This is a genomic window from Tessaracoccus flavus (assembly GCF_001997295.1).
Classification (GTDB): domain Bacteria; phylum Actinomycetota; class Actinomycetes; order Propionibacteriales; family Propionibacteriaceae; genus Arachnia; species Arachnia flava.
The window spans coordinates 1,594,150-1,612,339 of record NZ_CP019605.1; the positions used below are offsets into that span (position 1 = coordinate 1,594,150).

Sequence of the window (18,190 nt, forward strand, 5' to 3'; positions counted from 1 at the left end):
CGTCGACGGCCGCTCTCGATGTGAACGCGCTCGGTCACGACGGATCTCAGTCCGCAGGCAGGGACGGAGGTTCGTCTCCGCCAAGCGAGAATGCCTGCCCGTCCGCGTCCCAGCCGAAGACGGCAACGTTCGAGGGAAGCGGACCGTCTTGGAGCAGCGGACGCGGATCGACACCGTGACGGGCTGCCTCCCCCGCCAGTCGTCCGCGGGCCTGTTCGGCGTGATATCCCGGATGCCAGAGAACGCCACCCACCTGCTCCTGCCCGTCGCAGTCTCGGTTATCGATCTCGTCACGGAGCTGTCGACTGTGGGCAGCTAGCGCAGCCTCGAATTCGGCCTCATTGTCATAGGCGGCCACGACCACCCAGCGTCGCTGGTTCCGCTCAGGGTCGAACCGGTAGTGCTGCAGCACCCATCTCCACAGCGAGTCGTCGTGAGGATCCACCGCAGTCACCCCAATCACCCCCTGGTACCGCCGAATCCTAATCGCGGCAGCGGGTCATTCGGCGCCTCTAGCGACGACCGACGCGCGCCGAAAGCCGACCGGAAGGCTGGACGAAACCCTCGCCCCGGCACCTAACCGGAGGCTCTGACGTTCCGGGTTCCTGAGAGCTGCCTACAACCCCTGCCCAGGTATGTTGAACAGCGCCCGCGATCTCGAGCTATTCGCCTGGAGAACCCGCACGCCCAGCACGGTCACAAGGCGTACCGTTTTGTCACCGTTCGAATAGAGCCACCCGCCAGAGGCGACCAGAAGCACGATGAAGGGGAAGGAAAATCCGAAGAGAACAGACAATCCCATCACCACGTCTGCGATCGGGTGAAGCGGAAGTCCATCCTCGAACGGTCCGGCCATCCAGACTTCCGACGACAACCTCGCGGCAGAGCCGGACGTCGTCCAGTCACGGCGCGAGGAGTCCGAGGGGGACCACAGCGATGCCGTCAGGACGCCGGTAGGCGTTTGGCCCGGTGTTGATCACGACTGCGTCTAGCAGCTTGTCGCCCATGCGATCGGCCAGCCAGTGGAGGTGTTTGGTGTCCTGGTCGGTGACGGTGTTGGCCAGTTTCACCTCGACCGCCAGGGCTCGGCCGTCGTCGCGGACGACGACCAGATCGACTTCGTGGTCGCCATTGCGGGTACGCAGGTGACCGACAGAGGCTTCCGCCGCCTGCGCCGGGACCCGGACACACAAGGTCACCAACGACTCAAACAGGTGACCCAGAACACTGCCCGACTGCGGACCCACCGACGTGCCAACGCCATCAAGCAGAGCGTCACGGCTGAGGCCGAGGAGACGCGCGGCAAGCCCCGGGTCTGCAAGATGATGCTTAGGCGTCTGCCCCAGCCGGGTCAACAGACTCCCGGTCGGCGCCCACGCCGGCACCGGGTCCAGCAGCCACAAACTGGACAACACGTCACGGTAAGCGATCGACGTGGAGCGGGCCGGCTTATCGCCCTGCCCGGGAGTGGCGGCATCCAGGATCTGCGCGTAGCTCGCAGTGGTCGCCGTCGCCGCGGCGTAGGCACGCAACCAGGTCAACATCGCCTCAGGCTTCCGCACCGCCAGCCCTTGTTCCGGGACGTCACGATCAACTGCGTTGTGCAGGTAGGAGTCGAGCTGGAACCGCCGCGACCTCCCCACCAATCGTCGCATCGCCGGGAAACCCGAAGCGACGATCTCCTCCACGTAGTCGCTCAAGGTCAGCGGGCAGGACCCGGCCAGGGGTCCGCGGCCTCCACCCAGCAGACCCCGCAAGCTGACCGTGGGCTGCGTCACTCCCCGCTCGGACAAGGTCATCGGACGCATCCGCAACCGACCGATCCGACCAGCCCCGGAATGCGCCGTGGCCCCCGGCGCCGGGGAGGCGCTGCCGACCAGCAGGAACTGCCCGCCCGTCGGATCAGCATCCACCGCACGGCGCACGACGTCCCACACCTCGGGGACCTTCTGCCACTCGTCAATCAACAGCGAACGCCCACGCCCCAACACCTGCTCCGGCTCCGCGGCGATCGACTCACGAATAGCCTTCGAGTCCAACCGCACCACTCCGGTAACCCGCTGCTCAGCAGTCGTGGTCTTCCCCACCCCTTTGGCCCCGTCAACCGCGATCGCCGGAACCTGCCCGAACAGCTCATCCAACTCGTCATCAAGAATCCGGCGCGCATACTCCATGCCCGAACCATACAAGAAGCAGGGTCTGAATCAGTCAATTAGCACGGCATGAATCAGACAGATCGCAGGCTCACACATCGGCAGATGCGGAAGTTCAAACTCGTGCTGTCTTCAATTCGGCGCCTCCGGTTAGCAAGCGCAGAGGGAGGTGACTCCAGACACCGTGCCCGAGCCCCTTGGCTTCGACTCACCACGGCGCTGTGAAGCGCCCACCGCCAAGCCCTGAGTACGCTGAGCGCCGTGTCGAATACTTCAGCGCCCGAGCCCACTGCAGCACCCACCACGCCGACGGCCGGCAATGGAGTCGACGCTGACGACTTGGCCGCGACACTGCGGGTCCTGGGCACCATCCACGAGCTCGACGAGGCCCACCCCGACTTCGTGGCCGTCCGACGGGCCACCGGCAGGATGTTCAAGGCGGTCAAGCGCCACCGCCGTGGCGTCAGGCGAGCGGCGATCCAGGACAACGACAAGGCGATCGTCGCTGGCACAGCCACCGGGGCACCCGACCGCATCGACGATGAGACGCGGGGGCTGGCGCTCACGTCGGGCGTCGAGGCGCCGACGGCCGGGACGCTCATGAAGGCCCGGCCCTGCTACATCTGCAAGCAGCGCTACACGCTGGTGGACGCGTTCTACCACCAGCTCTGTCCCGCGTGTGCGGCCATGAGTCACGCCAAGCGCGCGGCGCGGACGGACCTGACGGGCAAGCGGGCGCTACTGACCGGCGGCCGGGCCAAGATCGGGATGCACATCGCGCTCCGGCTGCTGCGCGATGGCGCCCACACCACGATCACCACCCGCTTCCCGCGGGACGCGGTGCGACGCTTCGCGGCGATGCCCGACGCCGCCGATTGGCTGCATCGGCTCCATGTGGTCGGCATCGACCTGCGTGACCCGTCCCAGGTCATCGCCTTGGCCGACGCAGTGGCCGCACGGGGCCCGCTGGACATCCTCATCAACAACGCGGCCCAGACCGTGCGACGCTCGCCTGGTGCGTACGCGCCCCTCGTCGACGCCGAGTCGATCCCGATCCCTGATGGACTGTGGCCCGACGGCCGGGGTCCGGAACTCCTGACGTTCGGGCACGCACGGGACCTGCATCCTCTGGCCCTGGCGGAGTCGGTCAAGGCGCACCCGCTGCTCGCAGCGGTGGACGCGTCGGTCACCGGATCGGAGTCAACTCACGCGGATGCCGAGGCCGCCGCCCGCAACGCCCAGCGCCTGACAGACATGGCGCTGGCACCGGGCTCGTCGTCGCTGGCGAGGCTGGCCGACGGCTCAGCGATCGACGCGGGAGGGCTCGTTCCGGACCTTCACGACTCGAACAGCTGGGTCCAGGGCATCGGTGAGGTGGACGCGCTCGAGATGCTCGAGGTGCAGCTCTGCAACGAGACGGCGCCGTTCATCCTCATCAGCCGCCTGCGGCCGCGCCTGGCCGAGGCGGCGAGAAGCGTGGCGAGGGGTCCGGCTCGGGCGTACGTGGTCAACGTGTCAGCGATGGAGGGGGTCTTCGAGCGTGGCTACAAGGGTCCAGGCCACCCGCACACCAACATGGCGAAGGCGGCGGTCAACATGCTGACCCGGACGAGCGCGCGGGAGATGTTCGAGTCCGACGGCATCCTGATGACGAGCGTCGACACCGGATGGATCACCGACGAGCGCCCGCACCCCACGAAGGTACGACTGGCCGAGGAGGGGTTCCATGCGCCCTTGGATCTGGTCGACGGAGCCGCTCGGGTCTACGACCCGATCGTTCGCGGGCAGGCCGGCGACGACCTGTTCGGCGTCTTCCTGAAGGACTACGCGCCCTCACGCTGGTAGGCCATGCCTCCGGGCGACGACGCCGCGAGCGGCCCGGCGACCCACGCGCGGGCCTCACGGTGCGAGGTCAGCCGGACGACCGGCAGGTCGGGGCGTTCGTTCATCAGCGCGACGATGCGCTCGGCCGTCCGGCGGCGGGTCTTCCACGCCCAGCGGACGATGTGGTCGGGTTCGGTCGCCACGGTCCACAACGCCGGCTCGCGGTTGCCGTTCCACAGCACTTCGCGGCGCAGCCGACGGCGCAGCGTCCTCATCGTGACCTGACGCATCACGGTGGCGACGGGGAGATCCAGCCACACCATCAGATCGGCCCGGGAGGCGAGGACGGCGCGGACGCTGCTGTACTGCCATTCGGTCACCCAGTGCTCCTCCCCCACCAGCGCATGGACGTCCTCCACGAACGACTCCCGGGGAGTCCAGTTGGGCCCGTGATAGAGCGCGTCGATCTCCACATGACCGACGCCCAGCTGATGTGCGATGCGAGAGGCCCAGGTCGTCTTCCCGGACCCGGAGGTCCCCGCCACCAGCACGCGTTGCGGGCGCCACGGAAGGGACTGATCGAAGGTGAGCACAGGCACCCCGCCAGCCTGACACATCACACGGCGCACGCGACGCCCGGACACGCGAGGGACGACCCGTAGACCGGGTCTGGCCGTCCGGAAGAGTGTCACGTCAAGGAAGCCGAGAATCGCTGGCGGTAGGAGGTCGGCGTGGTCGCGTAGGTGGCGCTGAAGTTCTGCCTGAACGTCATGACGCTGTGGTGCCCGTGGCCGCGGCGAACCGGTGGGTGCAGTTGCGACGGCTCATGCGCGCGTGTGCCGCGAGATCGTCGACCGTGAGCTCGTGGTCGAGGTGGGCCTGGTCACCGTCGCGGTGGGGCGCGACGACGAGGCTGCGGGCGACGGTCGCCGCGGCGGCGGAGCCCAGCTGGGACCGGACGATGTGCAGGCAGGCGTCAATGGCCGACGCGGTGCCGGCCGAGGTGAGGACGTCACCGTGGTCGACGTAGAGCCCGGCTGGTTGCACCGTCACCTCGGGGCGACGGCGGGCGAGCGCCCCCGCCGCGCGAGCAGACGCTCGCCAACATCGTGGCCGCACTCGAGGTGGCGGAGCAGCAGGAGTTGCCCGTCGTCGTGTAGCACGAGCTGCCGCAGGGCGCACCAGTCTTCGCCGTCGGCAGCGTGAGCTGGTCGCTGCACTCCGAGATCGAGCGACGCATGGACCCGACGTGGAAGCGCGTCAGCAAGGACAAGGGCAGTGTCGTCGCCGGCACCGACGTGGCCCGGTGGTTGGCCGAACGTGACGTCGACACCATCACGATCGTCGGCTACATGACCAACAACTGCGACATCGCCACGGCAGTGGGCGCCGACGAGCTCGGCCTGGCTGCAGAGATACTCTCCGACGCCCCCGTCGCCACCACTCAGGCATGGGCTACGGCCGTCACCGCCCGCCACGCCCTTCCCAAGAGCGATCTGGGTACCTCCGCCACACAGGGTCGCGCGGCCTTCGGCGCATGAGCGTATCCCAGCCTCGACCACAAGGCTGGTCAGCGCCAAGAGGCTGGGCGCGCCGACACCTCGCGGCATGTTGTGGTTGCGACAGTCATTGCGGGGCCCCGGGTGTGACGGGAGTCCACAGCCGGTCGATGGGCATGACGTGCAGCCGGTCGGCATAGGTGTAGGAACGGGTTCCAGTCGTGAGGATGATCCCCCCGGCGAACCTGGACCCGAGGGCGTCGCGGAGTTGACCGAGACCGCGGAAGTCGCCGCCAGGTGCGCGTTCGCTGGCCTTGACCTCAAACGCAATGACAGTGCCGTCGTCGTACTCGATGACCAGGTCGACTTCGGCACCATCGCTGGTCCTCCAGTGGCCAAGGGCGACGGGCTCGTCGAGCCAGGAAGCCTGCTTGCGAATCTCGCCGACGACGAAGGTCTCCAGCAGGTGGCCGAAGTCGGTGAGTGATGCCGGGTCGAGTCGGGTGAGCTTGTCTGGCGTCAGTCGAAGCAGCCGGGCGGCCAGTCCGGAGTCGACGACGTGGACCTTGGGTTTGACGCTGACCCGTGAGCGCAGGGTCTTGCCCCACGCTGGCAGCCGGACCACGAGGAAAAGGTCTTCGAGCAGCCGCAGGTGACCTTCTACGGTGGCTCGACTGACGCCGAGCCTCTCAGCAGCAGCAGAGACGTTGAGCAGTTGCCCGGTCTGTGCCGCAATCAGACCCAGCAGGTCGGTCATGGCTTGTCGTTCACGGATTCGGCTCAGCTCCAGAGCGTCCCTCTCGACCGATGCCCGCACGAAGTCATCGAACCATCGGGCTCGGGCCGCGCCGGAGCGTCGCAGGGCCAAGGGCAGGCCCCCGGCGCAGACACGCTCCACATAGTCCTGACGCGTCGTCGTCGAGGAGGGAATCCGGCCGACCACACCCTCAGGATCGGCAGGCAACACCTCGATGAGGTTCTCGCTCACCTCCGCGATCTCACCTTGGGACAGCGGCCAGATGGTCAGGGAGTGCAACCGTCCCGTGAGGGCCTGCGCCGTTGCGGGCAGGGCGTCCTGCCGGGTCGATCCCGTGATCACGGCGGTTCCGGGTAGGCTGCCCTCGCGATTCAGTCTCGCTTTGAGCGCATCCAGGATGTCGGGCACCCGCTGGTACTCGTCGACACACACCGGTGCCGCACCAGCGACGACCGAGGCCAGATTCCCCTCGACCGCCTCGCGCACCTCGACATCGTCCAGGTCGAGAACCGAACCTCCTGCATCGGCGGCGAACCTCCGCAACACCGTGGACTTACCCACCGAGCGCGGGCCGTGCAGAGCGATCACGGGTTCCACCGCGACCAGCCCCGTCAGGAGTTCACCCACCCTACGCGGGACGAGAGTGTCGAGGACCATGGATCAAACCTAGCAGACATGAAGTTTGCAACTACACAAACGTGAGGGCTTGGGCTCAGCAAACGTGAGCACATCAACGGGCGATCTTGTTCGACCGATCGCCAGGCAGATCCGGCCGGGAGCCAGTCCCTCACCAGGCCCCGGACTGGTGGCAACACCGCTCAGGCGGAGGCTGGGAGCAGCGACGACGGGGTGCCGCTGTACGTCACGACCAACTCGTCGCGGGCCCTCGACGCCGCCACGTACAACAGCGACCGTTCCCGCAGCTGCGCTTCGCTGAACTCTTCGTCGTCGTAGTCGTAGGCCTTCAACCCCATCGGCTCCTTGCTCAGCCCGAACAGCAGGACCCTCGCGAACTCCGTGCCCTTCGCCCGGTGCATCGTCAGCGCGACCGGGTAGCCGGGCTTCACCGCGCCGGCCTCCAAAGCCCTCACCTCGACGCCCCGCTCCCCCAGCCCGGCGACGACACGGTCGCGGGTCACCCGGTCGCGCACCAGCACCGCGACAGTCTCAGGCGCCACCTCACCACCAGACACCCAGGAGCCGACGAGGTCCGCCGCGAAGTCCAGCTCCGCCGACAGCGTCGGGAACGACCGCACCTCCGGCTTCGGCCCCGTGCGCGCCGACAGGTAGCCGGCCATCGTCTCGGCATCGCCGTCCGAATCCACGACCTCCTGCCCGGTCAGCCCCCCGACGGCCCACGCCAGGTTCTGCGCCGTGGTGCGGTAGTTGAGCTTCAGCCCCCGAGACCGGCCCTGCGTCCGGATCCCGTACGCCGATAGCATCAGCTTCTGCCCGTAGATACGCTGGTGGGCGTCCTCGGCGATGAAGATATCGTTGGGCGCCTCGGCCGCCAGCGCCCGGACCAGCTGCCAGTGGCACGGCTTGAAGTCCTGACCCTCGTCGACGAGCACGTGCTGGGCGGGCCGGTCCCCCGTCGCCTCGAGATGGGCGGCGGCGATGGAGGCGGCCTCCCGCGGAGACGTCCCCGCCGGTGATCACCCGGCGAAGCTCGTCGGCGCCGGCGAGCTTGGCGAACCCCATCTGGGCGCTGGAGGTCCTCGGGACCGGAGAGTTCATCGGCTTCACCGGACTCAACCCCATGCCCGACGGTGTGCCCGGCAGCGGCGATCTGGAGATCGGCTGGCGGATGGCCCGACGTGCGTGGCACCAGGGTTACGCAACCGAAGCGGCGCGGGCGGCGCTCGACGTTGGCCTCGATCAACTCGGCCTTCCTGCGATCTGGTCCATGACCGCCGTAATCAACCTACCGTCGCAGGCCGTGATGCAGCGGCTCGGGATGGAGCGCCACCAGCTCTTCGACCACCCGAGGATTCCGCTGGGGCATGAGCTCCGGCCTCACGTCGTCTACAGGATCGACCCTCGCGGCCGGTAACCTAACCGCGTGGACTTCCGAGATCTTCCCGATGGACGCCTGCGCGTCACGGCCCAGCAGCGCGATCATGCCGCCGCCATCCTCCGCGAAGCCGTGGTGGACGGGCGGCTCACTGTCGAGGAGCTGAACGCCCGCCTCCCTACCGCCCTGAACGCGTTCGCCCGCGAGGACATCTACCGCATCCTCGACGACCTAGTGCCGGCAGCGGCGCTGCCCGCCGTGGTCGCGGAGCAGGGGCCCATGGGCGACGGGCCCGGGATGAGGTGGGAGAACCCTCTGCTGATCCGCTCGACGTGGGCGGGTCACCATCAAGAGGGCACGTGGGACCTGCCGCCGTTCGTGGAGATCATCGGCACCGGCTGGGGAGGCGTCAAGCTCGACTGCACACGTGCCCGGCCGCTGGCGCGGGTCATCGACATCGTGATCACCGGCAACCCCTCGGTGAACCTCATCGTTCCCGACGGCTGGGGGGTTGACGTGCAGCAGCTGAACGTCAGCGGGCAGTCCGGCACGATCAACTCGATGGTGCCGACGCGGCCAATCGGAGATCTGCCACGCCTGATCCTCCGGGGGAGCACGACGATGGCCGTGAAGGTGCGCCAGCCCAGACGACGGGAGCGCGCGATCACATCCGGCTGAACCTAGGACGGCTCGCGCAGTTTCCCGCTCCTCGCCAGGTCCGGGTCGGTGCAGGACGAGAGGTCGAAGCAGCACGGCCGCCTCTTCCCGCTGTTCATCTTCGAGATGCTCGCCAGCACGCGGCGCCGCCGTGTCTCCGGGTTCCTGGTCACCTGCACCCACCGGACCCACTCCCACCGGGCCATCGGTGTGAGGTCCGCCCACATCTCGCGGATCTCCAAGGGCGCCTCGGCTAGGGCGTCCGAGAGGTCTTCGGGCACGTCCGGCTCCGGCCACTCGTCGAGGACTTCGAGTGTGACGTCTCCTGCTGTACGTCAGGGTGGTCGAGGAGAACGAACTGGAGGCACGCTTCGGTTCAGAATACTTGGAGTACAAACGCACCACCCCCTTCCTGATCGCTAGAGTGCCCTCACGATCCGCGAAGCGATGATGATGGCGACTCCCGGCCACGACCGCTCTCGGCGTTGGGGGCGCGGGTGGCGGCCGTCACTCTGATCCCTGTGGCTCGCCGTCGCTATCCCCGGTCACCGACGGCAGCAGCTCCGACGGCGACCCGCTGTACGTCACCACCAGCTCGTCGCGGGCCCGCGACGCCGCGACGTACAGCAGCGACCGTTCCCGCAGCTGCGCCTCGCTGAGCTCCTCGTCGTCGTAGTCGTAAGCCTTCAACCCCATCGGCATCGAGTCCTTGCTCAGCCCGAACAGCAGCACACGGGTGAACTCCGTGCCCTTCGCCCGGTGCATCGTCAGCGCGACCGGGTAGCCGGGCTTCACCGTCCCGGCCTCCAAAGCCCTCACCTCGACGCCCCGCTCCCCCAGCCCGGCGACGACGCGGTCGCGGGTCACCCGGTCGCGCACCAGCACCGCGACTGTCTCAGGCGCCACCTCACCACCAGACACCCAGGAGCCGACGAGGTCGGCTGCGAAGTCCAGCTCCGCCGTCAGCGTCGGGAACGACCGCACCTCCGGCTTCGGACCCGTGCGCGCCGACAGGTAGCCGGCCATGGTCTCGGCCTCGCCGTCGGAATCGACGACCTCCTGCCCGGTCAGCACCCCGACGGCCCACGCCAGGTTCTGCGCGGTGGTGCGGTAGTTGAGCTTCAGCCCCCGCGACCGTCCCTGCGTCCGGATCCCGTATGCCGAGAGCATCAGCTTCTGCCCGTAGATCCGCTGGTGGGCGTCCTCGGCGATGAAGATGTCGTTGGGCGCCTCGGCCGCCAGCGCCCGGACCAGCTGCCAGTGGCACGGCTTGAAGTCCTGCCCCTCGTCGACCAGCACGTGCCGGGCGGGCCGCTCCCCCGTGGCCTCCAAGTGGGCGGCGGCGATGGAGGCTGCCTCCGCGAAGTCGAGCGTGCCGGCCTCGCGGGCGGCGCCGCGGTAGGCCTCGACGACGGCCCACACCGCCTTGCGCCCCGCCCGCGACAGCCGTACCCCGCGGCCCGGCCGCGCCACCTTGAGGTAGTCGGCCAGCTGCGTGATGCGGTGCGGGAGGATCACCATCTCGTACTCGGCGGCCAGGAACGCGGGCTTGCGCAGCTTCTCGTCGAGGTCCTGCCCGGCGCGCAGCACGGCCTGGCGCCAGGCGGCGTCGGTGTCGGTCCGGCCTCCGATGTCGGTCCGCCCGACACCCAGCACGGCCGCGACCGCCTCACTCACATCGGCCCCCGCCGACTGGACCACGGCCCGCGCGAGCGCGTCGATGCCCTTGACGTGCAGGCCGGGCGCGCCGAGCGCGTCGGCGAAGCGCAGGTCGGGGTCGAGGCGCTCCAGGCTCCGCGACAGCTCAGCCGCCAGGTTGGTGGTGAACGTCGTGACGACGATGGGCGCGCCCGGGTCCTCGACGGCGAGCCGCCGCGCCCGGTGGAGCACCACGACGGTCTTGCCGGTCCCGGCGCCGCCGGCGATCCGGTAGGGGCCCTGCCAGTTGCCCCGCACCCAGGTGCGCTGCTGCGGGTGGAGGAACACGCGCCAGGCGGAGAAGTCGCCACCGGTGATGACCCGGCGGAGTTCGTCGGCACCGGCGAGCTTGGCGAACCCCATCTGGGCGCTGGGGTGGTCGAAGCTGTCGAGGAGCTCCTGGTCGCTCACCGGCTCCGGTTCGACGAACCGGGTGGCGGCCTCCTCGTGGCTCATCGGCCGGTTCATGATCTCCAGCTCCTGCTGGATCTGCGTGATCGACTCCCCGTCGGCCAGCAGCAGCAGCGCGAGGCCCTGCCATTCCGGCAGCGTCTGGGCGAAGGCCTGCATCGCGTCCTTGTTGGTCAGCGCGACGGCCTGCTCCGCGGTGGCCGGCGGGATGCCGAGGGAGACGGTGAGGTCGGCGGCGCTGAACGCGATGAGCGGCTGAGGCGCTGCCGGCAAGGGCTCAACACCAGCTGGCTCCGCCCACGTCAGGACCGGCTCTGGCGCGGCCGCCTCGCTGTACTCCGGCAGCCCGTTGATGGGGTTGATCGTCAGCTTGACCTTGGCGGCCATCGTGTAGGCGTCGTCGTGGTTGTAGATGCCGTGCACCACATAGGCGGTCGAGGTGGGCGTGGTGAGCTTGAACAGCAGCGCCCGGTACTGCTGGTCCACCCGGCCGGTGCGGGCGCGGGCGTCGGCGGCGTTGTTGACGGGCTCGATGTGGAGGCCGGGCGCGCTGTCGTCCTGGGCGAGCTTCTCGAGGAAGCTGTAAGCCTTCTGCTTGATCGACGAGTCGAGCAACTTGTCCTGCTTCGGGTAGATGATGACGCTCTCAGGCACCGCTTCGTTCCTTCCATGCCGCCGCGATCACGGCCGCGTCGGGCGCGAGGATGCGCCACCCGTCCACCTCGACACCCGGGGTGGGGTCCAGCTGCACCGCGATCTTCTCGCTCGTCCACACCAGCTCGAACGGCACGCCGTCGAGTTCGTAGCCCACCTCGCCGTCGGGCGCGGCCACGCCGGCCTCGCTCAGCGCGGCGACGAGGTCCAGAACCTCGGCCGACTCCCCTGCCAGCTCCTCGACGATGGGCTGCCACTCGGCGCCGACGTCGACGCCCCCGTGCACGATGTCCACCACCGGAGCCGCCGGAATGGCTGCGGCCGAGCGCGCCTCGAACGCGGCGATCGACGCCGGCAGCAGCGCCAAGACGTTGGCCAGCCGCAGCCACTCGCGCCAGGCCTCCTTGGCCTCGGGGATGTTGAGGTCGACGGTGTCGTCGAGCACCGCGGCCAGCCGCACCGAGCCGGGGGCCGGGACGCTCACCGCGACGACGAGGCTCCCGTGCCGCCAGACCCGGGTCTGCCCGCCCGATCCGGACAGCAGGCCGACCGCGAGGTCGTCCACCGGCCCGTCCGCAGGAGCGGCGCCGGAGGCGAACACCGAGAACGCCGCAGCACGGGCGAAACGCCCGAGGTTGTCGGGGTCAGGCTGCTGCATCCACCCGGCCAGGAACGCCAGCGGCCCGGCGAGCAGCGCCTCCCGCGCGGCGGCGGTGTGCTGCATGCTCGGCTCGGCGTTCAGCCTCTGGACCAGGGGCGCTCTGAACCATGACGGCGGCGCCACCGCGTCGCCCGCTTCGTCGAGCGCTAGGTCCTGCGCGGTGATCGCCAGCACGAGGGTGCCGCCCTGGCGGAGGATGCGGCGCTTGGCGGCATCGTCGGCGATGTTGTTGCACTTCGGTGAGGCGTGGAACTGCCAGCCGTCGGTGAAGATCGCGACGTCGGGCAGGCCCTCGCTGGAGAGGACGAAGTCGGGCTTGGAGTTGGCGACGTGCACCTGCGGTCGGAGCCGGAACGTGCGGCTGCCGAGGGAGACGGTGATGATGTTGCTTCCGGAGATGCTCGGGGTCTGTTTGACGGTGCCGCCAAGCTTGGCCGCCAGCCGCAGGAACGCGGCGCGGAACCGCTCCTCCAGCCAGGACTCCCCCGTCGGGTCCGGCGCCGGCGGGGCCTCCGTGATTGTCCACGACGGCACGAGCGGTGGCTCTCCGCCGTCGATCCCGAGCAGCGTTCGCAGGTGCCGCTCGGCGGCGACCCGGGAGGTGACCTCGCGGTTGTATGGGGCGGCGAAGGGCAACAGGCAGCGGTGGCAGGACAGGCGCCCCTCGTCGGCGCAGGCGCAGTCCTTGACCCGCTCCAGCGCGCCGGTCAGCACCTGCCACAGCTCGCGCGGATCGGCCAGCTCGGCGAGGTAGCCGGTGCCGCCGGGGACGAGGTCGTGCAGGAGGAGGGCGTCGCGGTTGTCGAGCAGCGGGTCCTTGATGAAGGCGACGTCGAGGTGGTCGGGCGCGCCTCCGTAGTTCTCCCGCAGCCCGAGCAGGACGGCGGCGGTGAGGCTCGGCACGGCGAACACGTCGTCGCCGAACGCGATGCCCTGCGGCAGGGTGAGAACGACGCCCTCGGTGGTGAGCTTGCGGGTGAGGAGCACGGAGCGGGTGTGCTCCTCGTGGCTGTGGCGGTGCTTGCACCAGGGCCGATGCTCGTCGCGCTTGTTGGCGAGCCCGGTGCGGTCGAGGTGGCCGCAGGCCTCGCAGATCCGGAACCGGGGCCCGGCGAGCCTGTTGCCGGCGATGGTGATCTCGCCGGCGGTGTGGCGGCGGGGGCCGAGGTTGTACCAGCGCACGTCCATGCCCTTGAGGTACGCCGCGCCCAGCCCGCCGGTGGTGTACCAGCGGTGCTGGACGGTCTGCGGGTCGACGTCGGCGGCGGTGACGATGGAGAATCCGGCGCGGACGCGCTCGTCGTTGGAGTCGTCGATGCGGGACTCGTCGCGCCGCACGAACGCGGAGACGCGGGTGAGCTCGATGGTCTCGAACCGCTGGCCGACGTCGTTGATGCCGGACTTCCCGCAGCGCGGGCAGGTCGTCGGGGTGTCGTCGCCCTCGTGGCTGTAGCCGCAGTGGGGGCAGAGCCGGACGGTACGGATGGCGGAGCCGTCGTGGCCCACCTCGACGGCGTCGATGTCGATCTGGTGGCCGCCGACGTAGAACGACGCGCCGGGCGCGAAGTCGCGCAGGGCGTTGGCGCTGGCGCGGGAGTAGTCGGCGGCCTCGGAGTGGTACTCGCCAGTGTCTGAGTCGATCCAGCTCATGGTGACGTCGAGCTGTACGGAGTCGTCGACCAGCGAGTAGTTGGGCAGCAGCCCGATCCGCTCGAGCGCGGAGATCCAGAAGTCGCCGTAGGCGGCGCCGATCTGGGCCTCGAGCATGCGCTGCTCGGCGCGGGCCTCTTTGAGGGCGCGGGCGTCGTCTTCGCTGTCCTGCTCGCGGGCCTCGAGGTCGGGCAGTTCGGCGACGAGCTGGTCGAGGCGGTCCTTGAGGTCCTGCTGCTCGGCGTGCCAGCGCTGGGCGGCGTGGCCGATGGTGGCCACCAGCCCGCTGGAGCCGTCGGGCCCGGGGGTGGCCCATGCACGCAGCGCGTCGGCGGCGTCGGGGCGGAGGGTGGCGGTGAGGTCGCCGTCGACGGCGAATGCTGCGAGGAAGCGGTCGACCGCGCCGGGTTGCCGGGAGGCCTCGACGAGCTGGTCGAGGAAGGTGGCCTTCCCCCCGGTGGGTTGCGCGAGGGCGGTGCCGGTGGTGCGGGGGTGGATGGCGTCGGGGTCGCGGGCGAGGCTGTCGGCGAGGTGGGCGATGAACTGGCGGCGGAGGATCTCCTCGGCGCTGAGGTACGTGGCGGGCGGGGTGACGGCGCCGTTGATGAGGGAGAGCGGGTCGCCGAGGCGGGGCAGGAACTCGCCGCGACCCTGCACGAAGGCCAGGTCCAGCGCGTTGCCGGTGAGTCGGCCGGCGCGACCGACGCGCTGGACGTAGTTGCTGACGGTGCGGGGCAGGGAGGCGAGCATCACCGAGGACAGGTCGCCGATGTCGATGCCCATCTCCAGCGTCGGGGTGGCCACCAGCACGTTGGGCGCGGTGGGGTCGTCGGCGCTGGACTTGAAGGCGTTCTCGTACTTGAGGCGCGTCGCTGTATCGAGGAGGCTGGTGTGTTCGCGGGCGACGACCCTCCGCACCTCGGAGGAGCGGTAGAGGCGGCGGTAGTAGTTGTCCGCGTCGCCGGAGTGGGGGGCGAGAGTGCCGGCGCAGGTGGCGTGGAGGCAGGGGCCGCCGTCGAGCTCCGCGCCGGTGTCGAGGCTGACGGGGAACTCGCCGTGGCAGGTGGTGCAGCGCAGGGTGTGGCGGCCGGCGTCGACGTCAGAATCCTCGGTGGGCGCGACGACGACACGCTCCGGCTCGATGGCGTAGACGGTGGCGCCGCTGCGGGTCTCGACGGCGTGGAGCAGCTGGTCCTTGGCGAGCTGGTCCAGGAGCGTGCGGGCGAGCACTCCCCCGGTGGAGCCGTCGACGTTGAGGCAACGCCGGGCCCACCGGGCGTACCAGGCGCGGGTGCCTGTGACCGGATCGAGCAGCGCCTTGTTCGGCTCGATCTTCGCGCCGCCCACCCGCGGGAAGGCGGGCGTGGAGCGGCCGGGCGGGAAGGGCGGCATGTACTTCGCGCGGCCCTTCCGGCTCCACAGGTGCCAGCGGTTGCCGTCCTCGGTGACGTATCGCTCGAGCCATGGGTGCCAGATGCCGCCCTGGGTGCGGATGCGTTCGACCGCGCCGCGGGCCCAGGCGGTGAGCATCCGGTCGTCCACATCGTGGGGGAACAGGCCGGGGTCGAGCGTGTCGAGCGCCTTCCTGGCGGAGCGCAGCAGGTCGGCGCCGTCGATGGCGACGTGGGCGCTCATGGTGCCGGTGCGCTCCAAGGTGCGGCCGAAGCTGCTGGTGAGGCCGAACTCGAGAGCGGCGGAGAACAGCAGCCGTTCCTGGGCGATGGCAGTGAGCTTGGCGGGCGGGTTGTCGCGCTCCCAGAACGGCTTGAACTCCTCCTCGCGGGCGGTGAGGTTGGGTGCGAGCAGCCGGTAGCGCTTGAACTTGTCGTTCTTGGCCTGCTCGACGGCGTGCTCCACCAGGGCGGGCAGCGACCGCGGCGCGTCGCCAGCGGCGCGCAGCACGGAGCGCAGGGTGAGGGTGTGGGAGCGGGAGGAGACGAAGCCCGCGCGGTGGGCGGCGTCTTGGACGGAGTCGACGAAGACCAGCGACTTCTTCTCGGCCTCGTCGAGGGTGGCCTGGCCGAACATGTTGGACAGCGTCACCGACATCAGGGTGGCGATGGCACTGCCGGTGAAGCGGATGGCGTCGGTCTGCCCGCAGCTGGGGCAGGTGTCCTTGGCGGAGTCGTCGTCGGCGTCCTCACCGACGTGGGTGACGACGCGCAGCACGCGGCCCTCGCGGACGGCGGTGGGGTCGACGTCGCTCGGCGTGGTGATGATCCGGCGCTCGCGGGGGTCGAACCAGGCCAGCCCGGTCTCGGGTGGGGCGTCGGAGTCCGCATCCGCTGAGGCGTTGAGGAGGGGACGGAACCGGCCCTCGCGGGTGACGTGGTGGCGTCGGATGTTCTCGTCATTGGCCGCGAGTGTGTCGCCGACCGGTCCGAGTTCGACGCCCCAGCCGGAGCGGCCGCAGAACCGGCAGTGGATGGCGGGGAACGCGATCCCCCCGCCCTGGGTGGCGTCCTCACTGGCGGCGGGCGGGCCGTCGTCGGCCCAGCGGAAGCGGGCGGCCGAGTCGGCGTAGCGGTCGATGCGGCTGAGTTCCCGCACCCACATGTGGGCCTCGGTGGACGGCATGGTCCGGTCGGGCCCGCCGTTCTTGCCGCGTGCCCGAAGGTGGCCGAGGGCCCCGTGGACGGCGATGACGAACCGACGGCGGACGTCCAGCGTCTCGGGCGTGCCGCGGACGAGCCGCGCGAGCTCAGTGACGTGGGTGGCCTGGGCGGTGGCGTCGAGGAACTCGCGGATGAACGCGCTGGACTTCGCGAGGGTCTTGAGATCGGCGGTGCCCGGATCCTCGTGCAGGGCGGTCAGCACGATCCGGCACAGCTCCGCCGGCTCTGTGTCGTCGTCGATCTGCGCAACGACGTCCCCGGCCACCTGCTCCGTGACCTCCACTCCCTCGCCTTCTCCGCTGGCTGAGGAGCCCCTGCCTGCTTGCATTTCCGCTGGTTGAGCCGGGCGCGAGCGGAGCGAGCCCCGTGTCGAAACCTCAGAAACCGGCAGCCAAGCGCTCAACCTGGCCCCCCCATCCGACCACTCATCAGGAGCCAAGCGCTGCTCCCCCACGACGCAGCCGTCATCGAGCTTCTCCCCGAACACCCGAGTGGCGAAGTCGACGATGTCCATCGCACCGGACGGCGCATCCTCCCGCGGCCCGAGGGTCGCCGACGTCCCAACAGGCGAGACTCGCCCCAACGGCCGACCCCACTCCTCCGCACTGTGAGTGTCGCCAGCGCTCCCCCGTTCGGGCCAGTACGATTTCAGCGCCAGCCCAAGCCGACGCAACAGCATGGCGACGTCCGTGCCCTGGGCCCCGTCGTAGGTGTGGAACTCATCAAGCACCAGATAAGTCAGCGACTCAGCCGACTTCTCCCACAGCTTCTGGTCGGCAGAACGCAGGAGGAGTTGGTCGAGCATCTTGTAGTTGGTCAGCAGGATGTCCGGCGGGTCGTCACGGATGATCGCCCGGTCGGTGATGATCCCGTTCTCCGTGACCTTGGTGGCCGAGCCAGATCGCTTCCCATCGGCGGAGACGGCCGCATCGCCGGTGTAGAGGGCCGCAGTGATCGAACCCAGAGGCTGGTGCCCTTCCGCGTCGCGCTCGGTGATCAGCCGGGCGAGGCGCTGAGCCTGGTCGTTGGCCAGTGCGTTCATCGGGTAGAGGATGAGCGCCTTCATGCCCCCAACGCCCTGCCGGCGAGCGCGTAAACAGTGGTCGAGGATCGGGGACAAAAAGGCCTCCGTCTTGCCCGACCCGGTACCAGTGGTGACCAGCGTCGGCTGCGGACGACCGTTCAGGCTGGAGAGCCGCCGGAACGCTGCTGCCTGGTGTGCGTAGGGGTCGAAGCCGGAGGGCATCCGGTCCAACGGTGAGACGGCTCGGCGTGGGGCCGGGCTGAACGGCATCCCGCTGCGCAGGTAGGGGCCCTTGAACATCCCCTCGCGCTCGTCCTCCAGCATTTCGCGGAGCGCTGCCTGCGCGTCCGAGTCGACGAGGGCAAACGTAGTGGTGAGGTAGTCAATCAGACCGGCGCAAAGGCGGGTGGCCTGGCGGCCTGGCAGCAACTCACTCACAACCCCTCCCTTCTCCGACACGACAGAAATCGATGTGACAAACGTATCCAAGAACACGTGATCTACCTCCTGAGACACGGAGTGTTGCGTGCGTAGGATTCATGCTGTTACCTGTACGAGTGCCCCCCCCGCCGA

The 18,190-nt window shown here is 69.5% G+C and carries 14 protein-coding genes; 4 read left to right on the plus strand and 10 right to left on the minus strand.

The annotated features are described in order from the left end of the window. Positions 1-46 precede the first annotated feature (46 nt). The 3 genes from RPIT_RS07315 to RPIT_RS07325 form a co-directional block, all read right to left on the minus strand. On the minus strand, positions 47-445 hold the full coding sequence (locus tag RPIT_RS07315; RefSeq protein WP_093665107.1) for a hypothetical protein: 399 nt from the start codon (positions 443-445) through the stop codon (positions 47-49). 171 nt (positions 446-616) lie between these two features. Then, the gene (locus RPIT_RS07320; RefSeq protein ID WP_077341958.1) at positions 617-856 is read right to left on the minus strand and encodes a hypothetical protein; all 240 of its coding nucleotides are present in this window, start codon (positions 854-856) and stop codon (positions 617-619) included. A 46-nt stretch (positions 857-902) separates the two neighbouring features. Then, positions 903-2,174 (minus strand): ATP-binding protein, encoded by a 1,272-nt coding sequence (locus RPIT_RS07325; protein ID WP_077341960.1) that lies wholly within the window; start codon positions 2,172-2,174, stop codon positions 903-905. Positions 2,175-2,414: 240 nt separating this feature from the next. Here RPIT_RS07325 and RPIT_RS07330 point away from each other — a divergent pair, with 240 nt between their 5' ends. Then, positions 2,415-3,998 (plus strand): SDR family NAD(P)-dependent oxidoreductase, encoded by a 1,584-nt coding sequence (locus tag RPIT_RS07330; RefSeq protein ID WP_077341962.1) that lies wholly within the window; start codon positions 2,415-2,417, stop codon positions 3,996-3,998. On the opposite strand, the gene RPIT_RS07335 is transcribed toward RPIT_RS07330, so the two are convergent. Together RPIT_RS07335 and RPIT_RS07340 are read right to left on the minus strand one after the other, a co-directional pair. Beyond that, on the minus strand, positions 3,977-4,576 hold the full coding sequence (locus RPIT_RS07335) for a P-loop NTPase family protein (RefSeq protein ID WP_226996367.1): 600 nt from the start codon (positions 4,574-4,576) through the stop codon (positions 3,977-3,979). The two genes, RPIT_RS07330 and RPIT_RS07335, sit on opposite strands and share 22 nt — an antisense overlap. A 169-nt stretch (positions 4,577-4,745) precedes the next feature. Next, positions 4,746-5,030: a hypothetical protein gene (locus RPIT_RS07340; RefSeq protein ID WP_176789364.1), complete on the minus strand. Its 285-nt coding sequence runs from the start codon at positions 5,028-5,030 to the stop codon at positions 4,746-4,748. Between the two features lie 149 nt (positions 5,031-5,179). Between RPIT_RS07340 and RPIT_RS07345 the strand changes: the two genes are divergently transcribed. After that, on the plus strand, positions 5,180-5,518 hold the full coding sequence (locus RPIT_RS07345; RefSeq protein ID WP_218121660.1) for an isochorismatase family protein: 339 nt from the start codon (positions 5,180-5,182) through the stop codon (positions 5,516-5,518). 85 nt (positions 5,519-5,603) lie between these two features. On the opposite strand, the gene RPIT_RS07350 is transcribed toward RPIT_RS07345, so the two are convergent. Both RPIT_RS07350 and RPIT_RS07355 read right to left on the minus strand, forming a co-directional pair. Continuing rightward, the gene (locus RPIT_RS07350; protein WP_077341964.1) at positions 5,604-6,890 is read right to left on the minus strand and encodes an ATP-binding protein; all 1,287 of its coding nucleotides are present in this window, start codon (positions 6,888-6,890) and stop codon (positions 5,604-5,606) included. A gap of 161 nt (positions 6,891-7,051) precedes the next feature. Next, the gene (locus RPIT_RS07355; protein ID WP_226996368.1) at positions 7,052-7,804 is read right to left on the minus strand and encodes a 3'-5' exonuclease; all 753 of its coding nucleotides are present in this window, start codon (positions 7,802-7,804) and stop codon (positions 7,052-7,054) included. Positions 7,805-7,920: 116 nt separating this feature from the next. Here RPIT_RS07355 and RPIT_RS07360 point away from each other — a divergent pair, with 116 nt between their 5' ends. Both RPIT_RS07360 and RPIT_RS07365 read left to right on the plus strand, forming a co-directional pair. After that, positions 7,921-8,286, plus strand: a complete 366-nt coding sequence (locus RPIT_RS07360; protein ID WP_335755113.1) for a GNAT family N-acetyltransferase — start codon at positions 7,921-7,923, stop codon at positions 8,284-8,286. A 9-nt stretch (positions 8,287-8,295) separates the two neighbouring features. Next, the gene (locus tag RPIT_RS07365) at positions 8,296-8,925 is read left to right on the plus strand and encodes a DUF1707 SHOCT-like domain-containing protein (protein WP_077341968.1); all 630 of its coding nucleotides are present in this window, start codon (positions 8,296-8,298) and stop codon (positions 8,923-8,925) included. 2 nt (positions 8,926-8,927) lie between these two features. On the opposite strand, the gene RPIT_RS07370 is transcribed toward RPIT_RS07365, so the two are convergent. The 3 genes from RPIT_RS07370 to RPIT_RS07380 form a co-directional block, all read right to left on the minus strand. Next, complete coding sequence (locus RPIT_RS07370) at positions 8,928-9,185, minus strand: YdeI/OmpD-associated family protein (RefSeq protein ID WP_061615921.1); 258 nt, start codon at positions 9,183-9,185, stop codon at positions 8,928-8,930. Between the two features lie 226 nt (positions 9,186-9,411). Further along, positions 9,412-11,667 carry a UvrD-helicase domain-containing protein gene (locus tag RPIT_RS07375; RefSeq protein WP_077341970.1) on the minus strand — a complete coding sequence of 752 codons (2,256 nt, stop codon included), beginning with the start codon at positions 11,665-11,667 and terminating at the stop codon, positions 9,412-9,414. Then, on the minus strand, positions 11,660-18,055 hold the full coding sequence (locus tag RPIT_RS07380; protein WP_077341972.1) for a DEAD/DEAH box helicase: 6,396 nt from the start codon (positions 18,053-18,055) through the stop codon (positions 11,660-11,662). The genes RPIT_RS07375 and RPIT_RS07380 overlap by 8 nt, the downstream gene beginning before the upstream one ends. Positions 18,056-18,190 lie beyond the last annotated feature (135 nt).